Source organism: Streptomyces boluensis, from assembly GCF_009908195.1.
In the GTDB taxonomy this organism is placed as follows: Bacteria; Actinomycetota; Actinomycetes; order Streptomycetales; family Streptomycetaceae; genus Streptomyces; species Streptomyces boluensis.
The window spans coordinates 14,446-31,751 of sequence record NZ_JAAAHS010000038.1 but is presented as its reverse complement, the minus strand read 5'-3'; the positions used below and the strand labels follow the sequence as shown (position 1 = coordinate 31,751).

Below are 17,306 nucleotides of genomic sequence, written 5' to 3'. Positions count from 1 at the left end.
CCCCGCCCCTTCCCGAAAGCCTGCGGCGCCGTTCTGTCGCGCTCCGCGCTCGTCCTCAAGCGCCGGACGGGCTGGATTCAGCCGGGCGAGGCTTGCCCGTCAGCGGTGTCAGTGCGGGCGACTACGCTCCCCCTCATGGCTCTGAACACCTCCCCCGAAGCCCCGCTGCCCGTCGGCGAGGTCTCGCGGCTCATCGGCCGGTGGATCGACCGGCTCGGCGCGGTGTGGGTCGAGGGGCAGATCACGCAGTTGAACCGGAGGCCGGGCGCCGGGGTGGTCTTCCTGACCCTGCGCGACCCCTCGCACGACATCTCGGTCGCGGTGACGTGCTACCGCCAGACGTTCGACGCGGTGGCCGACATCGTCTCCGAGGGCGCCCGCGTGGTGGTGCACGCGAAGCCCGAGTGGTACGCACCGCGGGGCCAGCTGTCGTTGCGCGCCGCCGAGATCAAGCCGGTCGGCGTGGGTGAACTGCTGGCCAGGCTGGAGCAGTTGAAGAAGTCGCTGGCGAGCGAGGGGCTGTTCGCGGCCGAGCGGAAGCGGCCGCTGCCGTTCCTGCCGCAGCTCATCGGGCTCGTGTGCGGACGCGCCTCGGCCGCCGAGCGGGACGTCCTGGAGAACGCCAGACACCGCTGGCCCGCCGTCCGCTTCGAGGTGCGGAACGTACCGGTGCAGGGCGTGCACGCCGTGCCGCAGGTGGTGCAGGCGGTCAAGGAGCTGGACGAGCACGAGGGCGTGGACGTGATCGTCGTGGCGCGCGGCGGCGGCAGCGTGGAGGACCTGTTGCCGTTCTCCGACGAGCAGTTGGTCCGCGCGGTGGCCTCGTGCCGTACGCCGGTGGTGTCGGCTATCGGGCACGAGCCGGACTCACCGCTGCTCGACCTGGTCGCGGACCTGCGCGCGTCCACGCCGACGGACGCGGCGAAGAAGGTCGTGCCGGACGTGGGCGAGGAGTACGACCGGGTGCGGCTGCTCCAGGACCGGGCGCGGCGCGCGGTGGGCATACACCTGGAGCGGGAGGAGCGCGGCCTGGACGTGGCGATGTCGCGGCCCTCGATGGCGCATCCGCACCGGATGATCGACGACCGGGACGAGCAGGTCACGGCCCTGTCGGAGCGGAGCCGCCGCACCCTCGGGCACCTCCTGGACCGCGCCGACTCGGAGCTGACCCACACGCACGCGCGCGTGGTGGCCCTCTCCCCCGCGGCCACGCTCCAGCGGGGGTACGCGGTGCTGCAGCGCCCCGACGGCCATGTGGTCCGCGCCCCGGACGAGGTCACCGCGGGCGAGGCGCTGCGGGCCCGGGTGTCGGGCGGCGAGTTCGCGGTCGAGGTGACCGGGGCGGGCCCGGCACCCGCGCCGGGCGCGGACCCCGAGGTCCAGGAACCGGCGGGCGGCACGAGCCCGTAGCACCGCCGCAACGTCTTCTTCGTAACGGAAATCTAGGGTGGAGCACATGAGCAGTACGGGTACCGGGACCGCGACCGACGGCGCGCTCGGCTACGAGCAGGCGCGGGACGAGTTGATCGACGTGGTGCGGCGCCTGGAGGCGGGCGGCACGTCGCTCGAGGAGTCGCTCGCGCTGTGGGAGCGCGGCGAGGAGCTGGCCAAGGTGTGCCGGCGCTGGCTCGACGGCGCGCGGGCCCGGCTCGACGCGGCGCTCGCGAGCGAGGACGGCGAGGGCGGCGCGGACGACGGGGTGGAGCAGCAGGCCCGCTGATCCGGTACGCGCGTGGCGGGGGTCATCGCAGTTGTGAAGCCGATCACGCTGCACCCGTTTTTGTTGAACCTTAAACCGAATGGGCGTAACGTCAGTGCCGCAAGCCCGTTCCACTGATCGTCTCGAGAAGGTTGCCCGCATGTCCCTCAGCCTCGACGCCGCCGCCCAGGACCTCCTCTTCCGCGAGGCCCGCACCGCCAACACCTTCACCGACGAGCCGGTCACCGACGAGCAGATCCAGGCGATCTACGACCTGGTCAAGTACGGCCCGACGGCGTTCAACCAGACCCCGCTGCGCGTCACCCTGGTCCGCTCCGCCGAGGCCCGCGAGCGCCTCGTCTCGCACATGGCGGAGGGCAACCGCCCGAAGACCGAGGCCGCCCCGCTGGTCGCGATCCTCTCCGTGGACAACGAGTTCCACGAGGAGCTGCCGAAGCTCGTCCCGCACGCCCCCGGCATCAAGGACGCCTTCTTCGCCGAGCGCCCGGTGCGTGAGCAGGCCGCCACGCTCAACGGCGCGCTGCAGGCCGCGTACTTCATCGTCGGCGTGCGCGCCGCCGGGCTCGCCGCGGGCCCGATGACCGGCTTCGACTTCGCCGGTGTGCAGAAGGAGTTCCTGGACGACGACCACACCCCGCTGATGGTGGTCAACATCGGCAAGCCCGGCGACGACGCCTGGTTCCCGCGCCTGCCGCGCCTCGCCTACGACGAGGTCGTCAGCACGGTCTGAGCCCTCTCACTTCACAGCTACGCGAAGGCCCCCGGCGAGATCGCCGGGGGCCTTTCGCATGTCCATCAGGTGGCGCGGGAGGCGCTACTTCAGCGCCTGTGCCATCTGCGCGAGTTCCTTGAACGAGGCGGAGCCGGTGATCACCGTCGTGGCGCCCTTGTCGGTGCGCACGAGGGCGTCGTACGTCGGGCCCTCGTACCGCGTCCAGGTGTCGGCACCGATCTGCTGGCTCTTGCCGGTCTCCTCGGCGCCCCGGGTGACCTGGTCGACGAAGACCGCGGCCTTCTCGGTGGACTGCTCGACGGCGACGTACTTCTCGCCCGGCGTCTGGAAGCCCAGGTGCCAGTGGTCCCGCTCGGCGCCGTTGAACCGCACGGTCGTCGGCTTCCACTCCTCGGTGAGGCCCTTCGGGGCGAGCACCGGGTACGCGGCCGCGCGCTTGGCCGTCGCCAGCTCCACGTCGTAGTTCACCCGCTTGACGGGGGTCGCGGTCTCGTCGTGCGGGATGAAGACGTAGATGCACGCCACCACCGCGCCGATCACCGCGAGGGACAGCACCATGTCCCGGATCGTCTTCGTGCCTTTCGTTCCTGCCACGCCCCCATCGTCGCAGGTGCTCGCTCTGCTCATGCGTGGGGGCCTCTGCTCATTTTGTCGGGCTCCGGATAGAGTGCGAAGCACACCCTCACCGGCCGCTCACCCGACCCCGCCACCGCCCTTCGGCACTTCGGGCGCGGCCTGCTGGTCGTATCAGAAAGGTGCGCTCCGATGTCCGAGCATCACTTGCCGTCCGAACTGGAGGTCTCTCCCGAGGCCCCCGACCGCAACCTCGCGCTGGAACTGGTCCGCGTGACCGAGGCCGCAGCCATGGCCGCCGGGCGCTGGGTCGGCCGTGGCGACAAGAACGGTGCCGACGGCGCCGCCGTGCGCGCGATGCGCGCCCTTGTCTCCACCGTCTCCATGAACGGCATCGTCGTCATCGGTGAGGGCGAGAAGGACGAAGCCCCGATGCTCTTCAACGGGGAGCGGATCGGCGACGGCACCGGGGCCGAGGTGGACATCGCGGTCGACCCGATCGACGGCACCACCCTGAACGCCAAGGGCATGCCGAACGCGATCGCCGTGCTCGCCGCCGCCGACCGCGGCACCATGTTCGACCCGTCCGCGGTGTTCTACATGGACAAGCTGGTCACCGGCCCGGAGGCCGCGGACTACGTGGACATCAACGCCCCGGTCTCGGTGAACATCCGCCGGGTCGCCAAGGCCAAGAAGTCCGCGCCCGAGGACGTCACGGTCGTGATCCTGGACCGGCCGCGACACGAGGGCATCGTCAAGGAGATCCGCGAGACGGGCGCCCGGATCAAGTTCATCTCGGACGGCGACGTGGCCGGTTCGATCATGGCGGTCCGCGAGGGCACCGGCGTCGACCTGCTGATGGGCGTGGGCGGTACGCCCGAGGGCATCATCTCGGCCTGCGCCATCAAGTGCCTGGGCGGCACCATCCAGGGCAAGCTCTGGCCCAAGGACGAGGCGGAGAAGCAGCACGCCCTGGAGGCCGGGCACGACCTGGACCGTGTGCTCTACACCAACGACCTGGTCTCCGGCGACAACGTGTTCTTCGTCGCCACCGGCATCACCGACGGCGAGCTTCTTCGCGGGGTGCGCTACCGCGCCGAGACCGCGACCACCCAGTCCCTGGTGATGCGCTCGAAGTCCGGCACGATCCGGCAGATCGACTCCACGCACCGCCTGGAGAAGCTGCGGGCCTACAGCGCGATCGACTTCGACCGCGCCAAGTAGCCTGCCCGCCGGTCGCGTTCGCGGCCGCGTACACGACGACTTCGGGGTGCCCCTTGTGCGGAGGGGTGCCCCGCTGTCGTTCCGTACGCACCCGTTTCCGTACGCACCCGTTTCCGTACGCGCCGTTGCCGTACGGGCCCGTTTCCGTACGGGCCCGTGCGCTCAGCCGGCGGCGGCGATGGGGTCGGCCGCCCGTGCGGCCTTCTTCAGTTCCAGTTCGCGGCGCCTGCGGCGGGCCAGGACGACCCGGCGCTCGGCGGCGGTGAGCCCGCCCCACACGCCGTACGGCTCGGGCTGCAGCAGGGCGTGTTCGCGGCACTCGACCATCACGGGACAGCGGGCGCAGACCCGCTTGGCGGCCTCCTCGCGGGAGAGCCGCGCGGCGGTCGGCTCCTTGGACGGGGCGAAGAACAGGCCCGCCTCGTCCCGGCGGCAGACCGCGTCGGAGTGCCAGGGGACGTCCTGGTCCCGTGGCGGAGCGTCCTCGACGTTCTGGCGTTGCGTCGGCACCCTGCCCCATGCACTCGGCTGCGCTCGTGCAGGGGATGTCCCAGCGGCCGGATCGACGGCAACCTGCAGGGACTGATGCGGCGAAAGCGGCACGGTCTACTCCTGACGACGGCTTCGCGAGCGAGAAGAGACGATGCAGCAGTCCCTACCCGCTGTACGCGGCCCTATGCACTGAGTTCCGAAGACCGGAGAGTCGTCCCCAACTTCCGTACACCCCGCCGCCGTTGACCCCTTAAGGGGTCCCTTGAGGGGTCCCTTGAAGGGCCGGTCAGCCGAGGTGCTTGCGGAGGTGCTTCGCCGTGTATCTGCCGACGTATTTGTGGAGGTCCTCGATGAACTTTCCGCGCTTCGGCTTCGCCTCGATGTTGCCGAAGACCGAGAAGCCGTCGACGAAGACCACGGGCGCCTGACTGTCGCCGGACTCCGCGGTGTCCACCTCGAAGTTGCCGAAGACACCGCTGCCCGTGCCGCGCAGCGTGACGTTCTCCGGGACCCTGACCTCGATGTTCCCGAAGATCGACACCACTTTGATCACCACGTGCTGGTGCTCGAAGATCGCCTCGGTCAGGTCGATCTCGACCCGGCCGAAGACCGCGTACGCATGCGTCCTGCGGCCCACGCGCCAGCGGCCCTTACGGGTGGAGCTGCTGAAGACCGCGACCAGGTTCTCGTCCGGCCCCACCGGGACCTCGCCGGGCAGGGGCGCACCGGAGTGCGCCGCGGCGGCCGGGTCGCGATCGTCGTGCGCTCCGGGCAAGTCCCTTACGTACGGCTCCAGTTCGGCGACGGTCTTCGCGAGGTACACCCCGTCGATGCGCTCGGCGTGTTCCTCCGCGGTGAGCCGGCCCTCGGCGAGCGCCTCGCGCAGGATGTCCGCGGTGCGGTCACGGTCGGCGTCCGAGGCGCGCAGCTCCGCGACCGGAGCGACCGGAGTCTCCCGCGCCTGCGGCGGCGCGTCACGCGGCTCGTCGGGGGCTGTCGTCGGGCTCGCTTCCGGCGTCTGGGGGCGCTTTTCGAGGTCCACCGCGCCAGCGTACCCAGACGCGATAGATCGCGACTACCCCGTGAGCGGACCAACTGAGCCTTACCTCACAAGTACGGCGGCGGCAGCAGGTCCTACCCTGGAGGGCGCCGGGCCAAGGGAGGCCTGGCCGCTGCTGTCGAGTGAGGAATGGGCGAGATGCCTGAGTTCGCGTACACGGATCTGCTCCCCCAGGGCGAGGACACCACGCCGTACCGCCTGGTGACCTCCGAGGGTGTCTCCACCTTCGAGGCCGACGGGCGGACGTTCCTCAAGGTCGAGCCCGAGGCGCTGCGCAAGCTCGCCGAGGAGGCCATCCACGACATCCAGCACTACCTGCGCCCGGCCCACCTCGCGCAGCTGCGCCGCATCGTCGACGACCCGGAGGCGTCGGGCAACGACAAGTTCGTGGCGCTCGACCTGCTGAAGAACGCGAACATCGCCGCCGCCGGCGTGCTCCCCATGTGCCAGGACACCGGCACCGCGATCGTCATGGGCAAGCGCGGCCAGAACGTGCTGACCACCGGCGAGGACGAGAAGTCGCTCTCCAAGGGCATCTACGACGCGTACCAGAACCTGAACCTGCGCTACTCGCAGATGGCCCCGCTGAACATGTGGGACGAGAAGAACACCGGCTCGAACCTGCCCGCGCAGATCGAGCTGTACGCGACCGACGGCGGCGCCTACAAGTTCCTCTTCATGGCGAAGGGCGGCGGCTCGGCCAACAAGTCGTTCCTCTACCAGGAGACGAAGGCCGTCCTGAACGAGGCCTCCATGATGAAGTTCCTGGAGGAGAAGATCCGGTCCCTCGGGACCGCGGCCTGCCCGCCGTACCACCTCGCCATCGTCGTCGGCGGCACGTCCGCCGAGTACGCGCTGAAGACCGCCAAGTACGCCTCCGCGCACTACCTCGACGAGATCCCCGCCGAGGGCTCCGAGCTCGGCCACGGTTTCCGGGACAAGGAGCTTGAGGAGAAGGTCTTCGAGCTGACGCAGAAGATCGGCATCGGCGCGCAGTTCGGCGGCAAGTACTTCTGCCACGACGTGCGTGTGGTGCGCCTGCCCCGGCACGGCGCCTCCTGCCCGGTCGCCATCGCCGTGTCCTGCTCCGCGGACCGCCAGGCCACCGCGAAGATCACCGCCGAGGGCGTCTTCCTGGAGCAGCTGGAGACGGACCCGGCGCGGTTCCTGCCCGAGACCACCGACGAGCACCTCGACGAGGCGTCCGACGTCGTGGAGATCGACCTCAACCAGCCGATGGACGCGATCCTCGCCGAGCTGACCAAGTACCCGGTCAAGACCCGGCTCTCGCTGAACGGTTCGCTGGTCGTGGCCCGCGACATCGCGCACGCCAGGATCAAGGCGCGGCTCGACGCCGGCGAGGACATGCCGCAGTACCTGAAGGACCACCCGGTCTACTACGCGGGCCCGGCGAAGACCCCCGAGGGTTACGCGTCCGGTTCGTTCGGTCCGACGACGGCCGGGCGCATGGACAGCTACGTGGAGCAGTTCCAGGCGGCGGGCGGCTCGATGGTGATGCTCGCCAAGGGCAACCGGTCCAAGCAGGTCACCGACGCGTGCGACGCGCACGGCGGCTTCTACCTCGGCTCCATCGGCGGCCCGGCCGCGCGCCTCGCGCAGGACTGCATCAAGAAGGTCGAGGTCGTCGAGTACGAGGAGCTCGGCATGGAGGCGGTCTGGAAGATCGAGGTCGAGGACTTCCCGGCGTTCGTCGTCGTGGACGACAAGGGCAACGACTTCTTCCAGAACCCGGCGCCGGAGCCGACGTTCACGTCGATCCCGGTACGGGGTCCCGGTCTCGCGTAAGTACGTCAGAACGCGCTGAGCGGGCGCCGTACGGACCAACTGCGGTCCGTACGGCGCCCGTTCGTCATCAGGCGAACTTCTGGCTCGCCGAGCCGTCGCACTTCTGGAGCCGGATCTGCGACTTGGCGGCCGACTGCGTCAGGCACATGCCCGTCGCCGCGGCGGGCCTCAGGGTGGAGCCGTCACGGACGAACTTCTGGTGCCGGCCGCCGTGGCAGTTCCAGACGACCATGCCCGCACCGGCCTGGTAGGTGGCGTCACCGGTGTCCAGGCAGCGGTCCTGGGTGAGGCCGGTCATGACGGTCTGGCGGGCCGAGTCGTACCACCAGGTCTGGTTGCGGGTGCCCGTGCAGTCCCAGCCGAGGACGCGGGTGCCGTTGGAGCTGACGGAGCTGTCGACGTCCATGCAGTTGCCGGTGGCGCCGTTCTTCAGCGGCTTGTAGACGTCGTCCCAGGCGACCGGGAACAGGGTGGGCTTGCCGGTCGAGTTGACGTCGGCGCAACTGGCCTCCTTGAGGCCGGAGTTGTAGAGCTGGGTGAGACAGGAGGCGAAGGCGGCGTGGCCGCGCGCGTTGGGGTGGAAGGACTGGCGCAGCGAGTTCTCGTCCGGCGGGCCGGGCTTGGAGACGTCGATGAACGCGCCGCGGGCCCAGGTGTCCTCCATACAGACCTCATGGCCGTGGAAGAGGCGGGAGTTGTCGAGGTAGGTGGCCCCGGTGTCCTGAGCCGCCTTCCGCATGCCGCGCTCGAAGGCGGGAACGGCGACGTTACGGCCCCACTTGGTGTCGGAGTCGTAGCCCAGGCCGCCGCAGCTGAGCTTGCCGGGGAAGCTGGGGTTGTCGTAGAAGTCGGGGCCGATGGGGCTCGGGTAGCCCATGAGGACGAGCTTGTAGTCGCCGTCCGCATACCCGGCGCCACGCATGGTCGTGCGCAGGTCGTTCACGGTCTGCTCGACCTTGGGCACGAGGGCGTCGACGCGGGACTGCCAGCCGCCGTCGTACTTGGGCTCGCAGGCTCCTTGGGAGAGCAGGTAGCGCGTGACGCAGTCGGTCATGACCGGGCCGAACTGGAGGTCGTCGTTGGCGCCCGCGACGAGCAGCACCATCTTGATCTTCGTGTTGCGGGCCTTGACCGCGAGGTTGTCGCTCTGGACCAGCTCGTCGGCGTACTGCTTGCTGCCGCCGATCTTGATGTTGCCGGTGTAGGCGCCGGAGCAGGAGACGTTGTAGGTCACGTCGGTGGGGATGGCGGTCTTGTGGATGGCCGCGTCGGCCGAGCGGTGGCACCAGTTGTCGGGGCCGTTGGTGGGCGGCTCGTACGTGCCGACGCCCTCGCCGGAGATCTCGCTGTCGCCGAGCGAGATCAGGGCCGACTTGCGCTCGGCGAGCGGGCGTTCGGCCGCGTCGCCGTAGAGGGCAGTAGCCTCGGCCGCCCGGATCTTCTCCAGTTCGGGCGGCAGGGGGGTGCTGGCAAGTCCAGTGCCCCCTGAGGGCGTGGCGGCCGACGGTGCGGCCTGGACTGCGGGAGCGTTGAGCCCGACCAGGGCCACCGCTGCCGCCGAGAGGGCGATGGCGGTACGCCGTAAGCCGGTGAGCCTGGGTCTTGTGCGCTGCGTGCGGTGCACGGTGCCTCCCGAGGATCGCTGTTACCCCCGGTATTTACTCGCCGGTAGACGGATTGGGAATACGCCGAACAAGACAAGCGCTCACCTTTTCGCAACGACTTCGGAGGCGAAGGACATGAGAGCCGACCAGACGGCGAACGGCGCGACGGACGACGGCGGTTACCGCGTCGAGCACGACTCCATGGGCGAGGTACGGGTGCCCGCGCACGCCAAGTGGCGCGCGCAGACCCAGCGCGCCGTGGAGAACTTCCCGATCTCCGGGCAGCACCTGGAACGCGCCCACATCGAGGCCCTGGCCCGGATCAAGGGCGCGGCCGCGAAGGTCAACGCCGAGCTCGGCGTGCTCGACGCGGACCGCGCGCGGGCCATCGAGGACGCGGCCGCCGAGGTCGCCGAGGGCCGCTGGGACGCGCACTTCCCGGTCGACGTGTTCCAGACCGGCTCGGGCACCTCGTCCAACATGAACACCAACGAGGTGATCGCGACCCTCGCCACGGAACGCCTGGGCGCCGAGGTCCACCCCAACGACCATGTGAACGCCTCCCAGTCGTCCAACGACGTCTTCCCCTCGTCCATCCACATCGCCGCGACCGCCGCCGTCACCCGCGACCTGATCCCCGCCCTCGACCACCTCGCCGAGGCCCTGGAGCGCAAGTCCGCCGAGTTCGCGGAGGTCGTCAAGTCCGGCCGTACGCACCTCATGGACGCCACCCCGGTCACCCTGGGCCAGGAGTTCGGCGGGTACGCGGCGCAGGTGCGGTACGGCGTGGAGCGGCTGCGGTCCGCGCTGCCCCGGCTCGCCGAACTCCCGCTCGGCGGCACGGCGGTGGGCACCGGCATCAACACGCCGCCCGGCTTCTCGGCCGCCGTCATCGCCGAGGTCGCCCGCGCCACCGGCCTGCCGCTCACCGAGGCACGCGACCACTTCGAGGCGCAGGGCGCGCGGGACGGCCTGGTCGAGACGAGCGGGCAGTTGCGGGTGATCGCGGTCGGCCTGACGAAGATCTCCAACGACCTGCGCTGGATGGCCTCAGGGCCGCGCACCGGCCTCGCCGAGATCAACCTGCCCGATCTGCAGCCCGGTTCGTCGATCATGCCCGGCAAGGTCAACCCGGTGGTCCCCGAGGCCGTCCTGATGGTCGCCGCCCAGGTCATCGGCAACGACACGACCGTCACGACGGCCGGTGCGGCGGGCAACTTCGAGCTGAACGTGATGCTGCCGGTGCTCGCGAAGAACGTCCTGGAGTCGGTACGGCTCCTCGCCAACGCCTCCCGCCTCCTCGCCGACCGCACCGTCGACGGCATCACCGCCAACGCCGAACGCGCCCGTGAGTACGCGGAGTCGTCGCCGTCCGTGGTCACGCCGCTGAACAAGTACATCGGGTACGAGGAGGCGGCGAAGGTTGCCAAGCGTTCTCTCGCGGAGCGGCGGACGATCCGAGAAGTTGTCCTTGACGGGGGGTACGTCGAGCGGGGCGATCTCACCGTTGAGCAACTCGACGAGGCGCTGGACGTTCTGCGGATGACTCGGCCCTAGGTTCAGGTGCGGGTCGTACGGGGCTCGGTCCTCCAGGGCTGCCGCCCCGGACCCCGCTTCCATCGGCCTGCGGCCTCGTCCTCAAACTCCCCCAGCCTTCGGCCGGGAGGTGCCCCCAGACAGGCTGGATTTTCGGCCTGCGGCCTCGTCCGCCGGACCGGCTGGATTTAACCCCCAGCCGGGCTGAATCACTAGCATCTGTCCATGGCAGACACAACCAACATCACACGGAACAGGCCAGGTGGGAGCGGGAGTTGGGCGCCGGGCGCCCAAGTCCTGTGGCGGTATCGCGACAACGCGTCTCCGCGCTACCACATCTGCCGGCCCGTCACCGTCGTCCAGGACACCCCCGAACTCCTCGCCGTCTGGCTGGCGCCCGGTACGGAATGCGTCAAACCCGTGATCGCGGACGGCACCCCGGTGCACCAGGAGCCGCTGGAGACCCGGTACACCAAACCGCGTGCCGTCCACCGCGACCGGTGGTTCGGGACCGGGGTGCTCAAGCTGGCCCGGCCCGGTGAGCCCTGGTCGGTCTGGCTGTTCTGGGAGCCCGGATGGAAGTTCCGGAGCTGGTACGTGAACCTGGAGGAGCCGCGTACCCGCTGGTCCGGCGGGGTCGACTCCGAGGATCACTTTTTGGACATCTCCGTGCGCCCGGACCGCAGTTGGCGCTGGCACGACGAGGACGAGTTCGCCCAGGCCCAGCGCGACGGCCTGATGAGCGCCGGAAAGGCGCGGACCGTGCGGGCCGCGGGGCGGGCCGCGGTCGCGTCGATCGAGGCGTGGGGGGCGCCGTTCACCGACGGCTGGGAGCACTGGCGTCCCGATCCGGAATGGAATGTGCCGGTCCTCCCGGTGGACTGGGATCGTACGCCCGCGCATGTGTCCCCATGAGACCCTTGCTGCGCCCCCATGGTCCAAACGTAGGATCGTCGTCCACAAGGGCGCGTAGATGCGGCGGGGTGCGAGGACAACTGACCTGGTCCTCGGACCTTTTGACTGAACGTCACCGAGGGGCGGCAAGGACGTGAGCGAAGGGTACGAGGGGTACGGCGGAGCCGCCCCGGACCGTGCCGGGCAGGCTGAGGCCTTCGACGCCATCGGTGCCCGGTACGACGAGGCCTTCCCGCACAAGGAGGGCCAGCTCGCCGCGGTCGCAGCGCTCGCGAAGGCGTTGCCGCCCGGCTCCCGGGTGCTCGACGTGGGCTGCGGCACCGGCTACCCCACGGCGCGCCTGCTCGTCGATGCCGGGCACACCGTCGTCGGCGTGGATCTCTCCCGGACCATGGTCGGCCTGGCCCGCGCCGCGGTGCCCGAGGCCGAGTTCCATCAGCGCGACCTCGCGTCCCTGGCCGCCGAAGGGCCCGCGGGGCTCGGCCAGTTCGACGCTGTCACCTGCTACTTCACGCTGCTGATGCTGCCGCGTGCGGAGATCCCGCACGCGCTGCGCACGCTGCGTTCCCTGCTGCGGCCCGGTGGCCTGCTCTCGCTGTCGATGGTCGAGGCCGACCTCGACGACACGGCAATTCCGTTCCTGGGGCACACAATCCGGGTATCGGGTTACCTGCGAGACGCATTGCGCCAGGTCGTGAGCGCCGCGGGTCTGGAGATCACCGGGGAGGACTCGTACGCCTACGCCCCGGCCGGGCCCGATACCGCCGACCCCGAGCACCAGCTGTTCCTCAACTGCCGACGCGCGTGAGGCACATCCACGTCAGCCCCCTCGCCGACGACATCACGGCGCGCAGCGCGCAGCCCCGGACGGACGGATCGAAACGCGTGACGGAGCACCCCACCTCCCACGAGGACCGGCAGCCAAGAGCTGCCCGTCCGGCCTCCCCCGCGGACCCCCGCGGGGCGCTGCTGCGTTCCCCCGACGCCCCGGACTGCCCGGACGCGCCGGACTCCCGGGACGGTACGGAGGCGCCGGACGCGACCGCGGCCGCCGCGCAGTCCGGCGAGCGCCCCGGCCGCGCCAGGACCGCCGCCGCCTTACCGGCACAGGGCGGGCCGGGCGACGGCGGCGCCGAGCACCGCAAGACCGGGCCCGGCGACAGTTCCGCGCCGGACGCGCACCGCCCGCGCCCCGGCGCACAGGCCGGTGCCGGGCGCGGAGTTCCCGTACAGCCGGGCGGCGAACCGGCCGGTACCGGCAGCCGTCCCGAAGAGGTGCCCCCGGTGCCTCCGGTACCGCCGGGACCGCCCCCGAGTGACGCAGACACCGAGCGCCGCGGTGGTGACCGGCTGCGCTTCGTGGGCGCCGCGACCCGGCGGATCGCCCGCGGCATAGACCTCGACGAGATCGTCATGGGCCTGTGCCGGGCGACCGTGCCGACGTTCTCCGACGCGATCCTCGTCTACCTCCGCGACCCGCTGCCGGTCGGCGACGAGCGGCCCGTCGGCCCCGTTGTGCTGCGCCTGCGCCGCACCGACCGGATACCCGACGAGATCGACGACACCGTGTCCGACGGCGGCAGCCTGCTGCCCGCCCTGTCCGTGCAGCCCGACCCCTCCCCGGCCGCCGAGCTGTGCGAGGTACAGCTCGGCGGCGCGCTCGCCGAGGTGCTGCGCGGGGTGCGGCCGGTGTTCGGCGACAGCCCCGCCGCCCGCGCCGCGCTGCCCGAACTCCTCGGCGGGGAGCACGCGTTGCCCGCCGGGCGGCGCGCGATCCTCGCCCCGCTGCGGGGCCGGCGCCGGGTGATCGGCGCGGCGGTGTTCCTGCGCCGCCCGGAGCGGCCCGCGTTCGAGCCCGACGACCTCCTGGTCGCCGCCCAGCTCGCCACGCACACCGCGCTCGGCATCGACAAGGCCGTCCTGTACGGCCGCGAGGCGTACATCGCGGACGAGCTGCAGCGCACGATGCTGCCCGAGACCCTGCCGCAGCCCACCGGCGTACGGCTCGCCAGCCGCTACCTCCCGGCCGCCGAGACCGCCCGCGTCGGCGGCGACTGGTACGACGCGATCCCGCTGCCCGGCAGCCGGGTCGCCCTGGTCGTCGGCGACGTGATGGGCCACTCCATGACCTCGGCCGCGATCATGGGGCAGCTCCGCACCACCGCGCAGACCCTCGCCGGTCTCGACCTGCCCCCGCAGGAGGTCCTGCACCACCTCGACGAGCAGGCCCAGCGACTCGGCACCGACCGCATGGCGACCTGCCTGTACGCGGTGTACGACCCGGTCGCGCACCGCATCACCATCGCCAACGCGGGCCACCCGCCGCCCGTCCTGCTGCACATCGGCGGCCGGGCCGAGGTCCTGCGGGTCCCGGCCGGGGCGCCCATCGGGGTCGGCGGCGTCGACTTCGAGGCGGTCGAGCTGGACGCGCCCGCCGGGGCGACACTGCTCCTCTACACCGACGGCCTGGTCGAGTCCCGCCTGCGGGATGTGTGGACCGGCATCGAGATGCTCCGCGAACGGCTCGCCGCCACCGCCGAGTTGACCGGCCACGACCACTCGCCGCCCCTCGAAGCGCTGTGCGACGAGGTCCTGGACATGCTCGGCCCCGGCGACCGGGACGACGACATCGCACTGCTCGCCGCCCGCTTCGACGGCATCGCGCCCAGCGACGTCGCGTACTGGCACCTGGACCCGGAGGACTCGGCGCCGAGCCGGGCCCGCCGGCTCGCCCGGCGCGCGCTCGCCCGCTGGGACCTGGAGGAACTCACCGACTCGGTGGAGCTGTTGGTCAGCGAGGTCGTCACCAACGCGGTGCGGTACGCGTCCCGGCCGATCACGCTGCGGCTGCTCCGTACCGACGTACTGCGCTGCGAGGTCGGCGACGACGTGCCGCAACTGCCCCGGCTGCGGCAGGCGCGGGCCGACGACGAGGGCGGGCGCGGGCTGTATCTGGTCAACCGGATGGCACGGCGCTGGGGTGCGACGCGGCTCTCCACCGGCAAGGTGGTGTGGTTCGAGCTGAATCGGGGCTGAGGCGGGGGCTGGAGGGTTCAGCTCGCCGTCGACTCGGGCACCGTTGATCGCCCTGCGGGCTCGTCCTCAAACTCCCCCAGCTACCGCTGGGAGGTGCCCCCAGGACGGGCTGAATTTGACCCCACTCTAGTCCCGGCCCGGCTTTCTCTGGGTGTCGCCTCCGTCGCTCGGTTCCGTCGGGATGCCCCAGGAGCCGGAGGGCTCGTCGGTCGGGGGCTCGATCGTCGGGTCGTCCGTCGGGTCCGTCGGCGGGGCCGAGCTGGTCGGCGGCTCCGTCGTCGGGGGCGCCGTCGTCGGGTCCTCGGAGGTCGGCGTGTCCGACGGGGTGCCCGTCGGTTCGTCGGAGGGTGCCTCGGTGGTCGGCTCGGCGGGCGGGCGTACGCCCGTACCCATGTCCGTGTCGAGGTCGAACTCGGCGTCGGAGCCGCCGTTCAGGGCGCCCAGGGTGTACGCCGCCCAGATCCGGGACGGGAAGCCACTGCCGTGGATCTTGCCGTCGCCGCCGGCCCCGGCCAGCGAGACGTGGTCGCCGACCTTCGCGGGTGACTTGTCGGGGCGCTTCAGGTCGCCGCCGCCCTCGGGCGCCTCGCCGAACATGCCGACCACGGTGACCATTTCGGGGGTGTAGCCCGCGAACCAGGCCGACACGTTGTTGTCGGAGGTGCCGGTCTTGCCCGCGGCCTCGTACTTGCCCGCGTACTGCCCGGAGCCCACCACGGAGCCGGTGCCGTCGTTGACGACGCCCTGCAGGACCGAGGTCACGGAGTCGGCGGTGCCGCGCTGGACGACCTGCTCGCCGAGCGGCTCCGGCTTGATCTGCTCGCGGTCCTTGTGCGTGGCCGTCCTGAGGATGGACGGGGTGACCTTCTTGCCGTGGTTGTCGAGGGTCGCGTAGACCCCCGCCATGTCCATCGGGCTCGCGCCCATCGAGCCGAGCGTCATCGCCGGGTCGGTGGCGATCTTCTGCATGCCCAGGTCGGACGCGGTCCGCGCCACCCGGTCCATGCCCACGTCGGCGCCCATCTGCGCGAACACCGAGTTCACCGAGTTGTCCATGGCCTTCTGGACGGTGATGTTGCCGTAGTCCTTCTTGCCCTCGTTGGGCGGGGCGTACGCCTTCTCGCCGCCCACGACCGGACGGCCGCTGGTGCCGTCGTAGACCGTGCCCGCCTGGATGGCCTGGCCCTCCTGCGTCTGGGCGTCGTTCTCCAGGGCGGCGGCGAGGATCACCGGCTTGAACGTGGAGCCCGGCTGGTAGTCGCGCCGGGTGGCGTTGGAGAGGTAGTGCTTCGCGTAGTCCTCGCCGCCGTAGAGCGCGACGACCTGGCCGGTCTTCGGGTCCACGGAGACGGCGCCCGCCTGCACGGCGGCGTCGACCTTGCGCTTGTCGCTGTCCAGCTTGTCGTTGAGCTGGGCGTCGACGGCCTTCTTCAGTTCCTTCTGCTTCTTGGACTGGACGTTCAGGGTGACGGTCCAGCCGCCCGCCTTCACCTTGGCGATGGCGTCCTCCCTGGTGTCGCCGCGCCGCTCCAGCTCCGCCACGATCTGGTCGTCGGCGGCGTCCACCAGGTACCCGGCCTGCCCGGCCCGTCCGGCCTCCGCCTTGGGCTTCTCCGGCACGTCGAACTTCAGGCCGGCCCGCTTGCCCGCGTCGAGCCACTTCTGCTCGACCATGTTGTCGAGTACGTAGTTCCAGCGCTGCTTGACCAGCTTGCGGCTGGTGTCCGACGCGGACGTCCAGTCGTACTGGCTGGGCGCCTGCAGCAGCGCCGCGAGGTACGCGCCCTGCGAGACGTCCAGCTTCTCCGCGTCGATGCCGTAGTAGGCCTGGGCGGCGGCCTGGATGCCGTAGGCGCCGCGGCCGTAGTAGCTGGTGTTGATGTAGCCGGCGAGGATCTCCTTCTTGGAGTACTTGCCGTCCACCTTCAGGGAGATCACCAGCTCCTTGAGCTTGCGGGTGACCGTCTGGTCCTGGTTGAGATAGAAGTTCTTGACGTACTGCTGGGTGATGGTCGAACCACCCTGCTTGCCCTTGCCCGTAAGGGTGTTGACGACTCCGCGTGCGGTGCCCTTGATGTCGACGCCCTGGTCCTTGTAGAACGTCTTGTTCTCGGCGGCGACGAAGGTTTGCTGGACCTCCTTGGGCACCCGGTCCAGGCCGACGATCTCGCGGTTCACTTCGCCGGTACGGGTGATGAGCTTGCCGTCGGCGTACTTGTAGACGTTGCTCTGCTGTTCCGCCTGGGCGTTGGCCGGGGGCACCGGCACGAATATGTACAGGGCCACGAAGGCGCCCATCGCCAGCAGGCAGAGTCCGAAGAGGGTGCCTATGACCCGCTTCCAGGTGAAGAGACGGCGCTTGCCGCCACGGCCCTTCGCCGCCCGGCGGGCGCCACGGGGGCGTATGCCATCGGACTGCGACCGCGCCGCCACCCGGCGGGTCCCGCCGCGCTGCCGCGCTCGTCTCGCTTCCGCTCGGCCCATTGCTCCGTCGCTCCAGTCAGTTCGGCTCCCCCGGGTCAGCTCAAGAAGCTAACACCGGCCATGCGGACAAACGCCTGCCGATCCGGCCTTTTCCGGACGTGACAATCAGCACCTGCCCCATGG

General features: G+C 70.8%; 14 protein-coding genes. 9 read left to right on the top strand and 5 right to left on the bottom strand.

Annotated elements, in window-relative coordinates; all coding sequences use genetic code 11:
* Nucleotides 1-135 precede the first annotated feature (135 nt).
* The 3 genes from xseA to GUY60_RS08155 all read left to right on the top strand — a co-directional run bounded on the left by xseA (nt 136) and on the right by GUY60_RS08155 (nt 2,450).
* Nucleotides 136-1,410: an exodeoxyribonuclease VII large subunit gene (gene xseA / locus GUY60_RS08165; RefSeq protein WP_161695356.1), complete on the top strand. Its 1,275-nt coding sequence runs from the start codon at nt 136-138 to the stop codon at nt 1,408-1,410.
* A 46-nt stretch (nt 1,411-1,456) separates the two neighbouring features.
* On the top strand, nt 1,457-1,720 hold the full coding sequence (locus tag GUY60_RS08160; protein ID WP_161695354.1) for an exodeoxyribonuclease VII small subunit: 264 nt from the start codon (nt 1,457-1,459) through the stop codon (nt 1,718-1,720).
* A 139-nt stretch (nt 1,721-1,859) separates the two neighbouring features.
* Nucleotides 1,860-2,450 (top strand): malonic semialdehyde reductase, encoded by a 591-nt coding sequence (locus GUY60_RS08155; protein ID WP_161695352.1) that lies wholly within the window; start codon nt 1,860-1,862, stop codon nt 2,448-2,450.
* An 84-nt stretch (nt 2,451-2,534) separates the two neighbouring features.
* Here GUY60_RS08155 and GUY60_RS08150 read toward each other — a convergent pair whose 3' ends face one another.
* Nucleotides 2,535-3,047 (bottom strand): DUF4245 domain-containing protein, encoded by a 513-nt coding sequence (locus GUY60_RS08150; RefSeq protein WP_161695351.1) that lies wholly within the window; start codon nt 3,045-3,047, stop codon nt 2,535-2,537.
* Between the two features lie 171 nt (nt 3,048-3,218).
* On the opposite strand from GUY60_RS08150, the gene glpX reads away from it, so the two are divergent.
* On the top strand, nt 3,219-4,250 hold the full coding sequence (gene glpX / locus GUY60_RS08145) for a class II fructose-bisphosphatase (RefSeq protein ID WP_161695350.1): 1,032 nt from the start codon (nt 3,219-3,221) through the stop codon (nt 4,248-4,250).
* 162 nt (nt 4,251-4,412) lie between these two features.
* Here glpX and GUY60_RS08140 read toward each other — a convergent pair whose 3' ends face one another.
* Complete coding sequence (locus tag GUY60_RS08140; RefSeq protein ID WP_376771180.1) at nt 4,413-4,853, bottom strand: WhiB family transcriptional regulator; 441 nt, start codon at nt 4,851-4,853, stop codon at nt 4,413-4,415.
* Nucleotides 4,854-5,028: 175 nt separating this feature from the next.
* Entirely contained in the window at nt 5,029-5,784 is a 756-nt protein-coding gene (locus GUY60_RS08135; protein ID WP_161695346.1) for a DUF1707 SHOCT-like domain-containing protein, read from the bottom strand.
* Nucleotides 5,785-5,931: 147 nt separating this feature from the next.
* On the opposite strand from GUY60_RS08135, the gene GUY60_RS08130 reads away from it, so the two are divergent.
* Nucleotides 5,932-7,608, top strand: coding sequence for a fumarate hydratase (locus GUY60_RS08130; RefSeq protein ID WP_161695344.1), 1,677 nt, complete (start codon nt 5,932-5,934; stop codon nt 7,606-7,608).
* A 67-nt stretch (nt 7,609-7,675) separates the two neighbouring features.
* Here GUY60_RS08130 and GUY60_RS08125 read toward each other — a convergent pair whose 3' ends face one another.
* Nucleotides 7,676-9,232, bottom strand: coding sequence for a ricin-type beta-trefoil lectin domain protein (locus GUY60_RS08125; RefSeq protein ID WP_161695342.1), 1,557 nt, complete (start codon nt 9,230-9,232; stop codon nt 7,676-7,678).
* Nucleotides 9,233-9,347: 115 nt separating this feature from the next.
* Between GUY60_RS08125 and GUY60_RS08120 the strand changes: the two genes are divergently transcribed.
* The 4 genes from GUY60_RS08120 to GUY60_RS08105 all read left to right on the top strand — a co-directional run bounded on the left by GUY60_RS08120 (nt 9,348) and on the right by GUY60_RS08105 (nt 14,699).
* Nucleotides 9,348-10,769: a class II fumarate hydratase gene (locus GUY60_RS08120; protein WP_161695340.1), complete on the top strand. Its 1,422-nt coding sequence runs from the start codon at nt 9,348-9,350 to the stop codon at nt 10,767-10,769.
* Nucleotides 10,770-10,973: 204 nt separating this feature from the next.
* Nucleotides 10,974-11,663 (top strand): cytidylyl-2-hydroxypropylphosphonate hydrolase, encoded by a 690-nt coding sequence (gene fomD / locus GUY60_RS08115; protein WP_161695338.1) that lies wholly within the window; start codon nt 10,974-10,976, stop codon nt 11,661-11,663.
* Nucleotides 11,664-11,796: 133 nt separating this feature from the next.
* Complete coding sequence (locus GUY60_RS08110) at nt 11,797-12,471, top strand: class I SAM-dependent methyltransferase (protein ID WP_161695336.1); 675 nt, start codon at nt 11,797-11,799, stop codon at nt 12,469-12,471.
* Between the two features lie 77 nt (nt 12,472-12,548).
* Complete coding sequence (locus GUY60_RS08105; RefSeq protein WP_161695334.1) at nt 12,549-14,699, top strand: SpoIIE family protein phosphatase; 2,151 nt, start codon at nt 12,549-12,551, stop codon at nt 14,697-14,699.
* Nucleotides 14,700-14,825: 126 nt separating this feature from the next.
* Here the strand turns inward: GUY60_RS08105 and GUY60_RS08100 are convergent, their stop codons facing one another.
* On the bottom strand, nt 14,826-17,183 hold the full coding sequence (locus GUY60_RS08100; protein WP_161695332.1) for a transglycosylase domain-containing protein: 2,358 nt from the start codon (nt 17,181-17,183) through the stop codon (nt 14,826-14,828).
* Between the last annotated feature and the right edge of the window lie 123 nt (nt 17,184-17,306).

Coding starts and splice junctions, on each gene's coding strand:
- xseA (WP_161695356.1), top strand. CDS start 136: ATGGCTCTGAACACCTCCCCCGAAGCCCCGCTGCCCGTCGGCGAGGTC.
- GUY60_RS08160 (WP_161695354.1), top strand. CDS start 1,457: ATGAGCAGTACGGGTACCGGGACCGCGACCGACGGCGCGCTCGGCTAC.
- GUY60_RS08155 (WP_161695352.1), top strand. CDS start 1,860: ATGTCCCTCAGCCTCGACGCCGCCGCCCAGGACCTCCTCTTCCGCGAG.
- glpX (WP_161695350.1), top strand. CDS start 3,219: ATGTCCGAGCATCACTTGCCGTCCGAACTGGAGGTCTCTCCCGAGGCC.
- GUY60_RS08130 (WP_161695344.1), top strand. CDS start 5,932: ATGGGCGAGATGCCTGAGTTCGCGTACACGGATCTGCTCCCCCAGGGC.
- GUY60_RS08120 (WP_161695340.1), top strand. CDS start 9,348: ATGAGAGCCGACCAGACGGCGAACGGCGCGACGGACGACGGCGGTTAC.
- fomD (WP_161695338.1), top strand. CDS start 10,974: ATGGCAGACACAACCAACATCACACGGAACAGGCCAGGTGGGAGCGGG.
- GUY60_RS08100 (WP_161695332.1), bottom strand. CDS start 17,183: ATGGGCCGAGCGGAAGCGAGACGAGCGCGGCAGCGCGGCGGGACCCGC.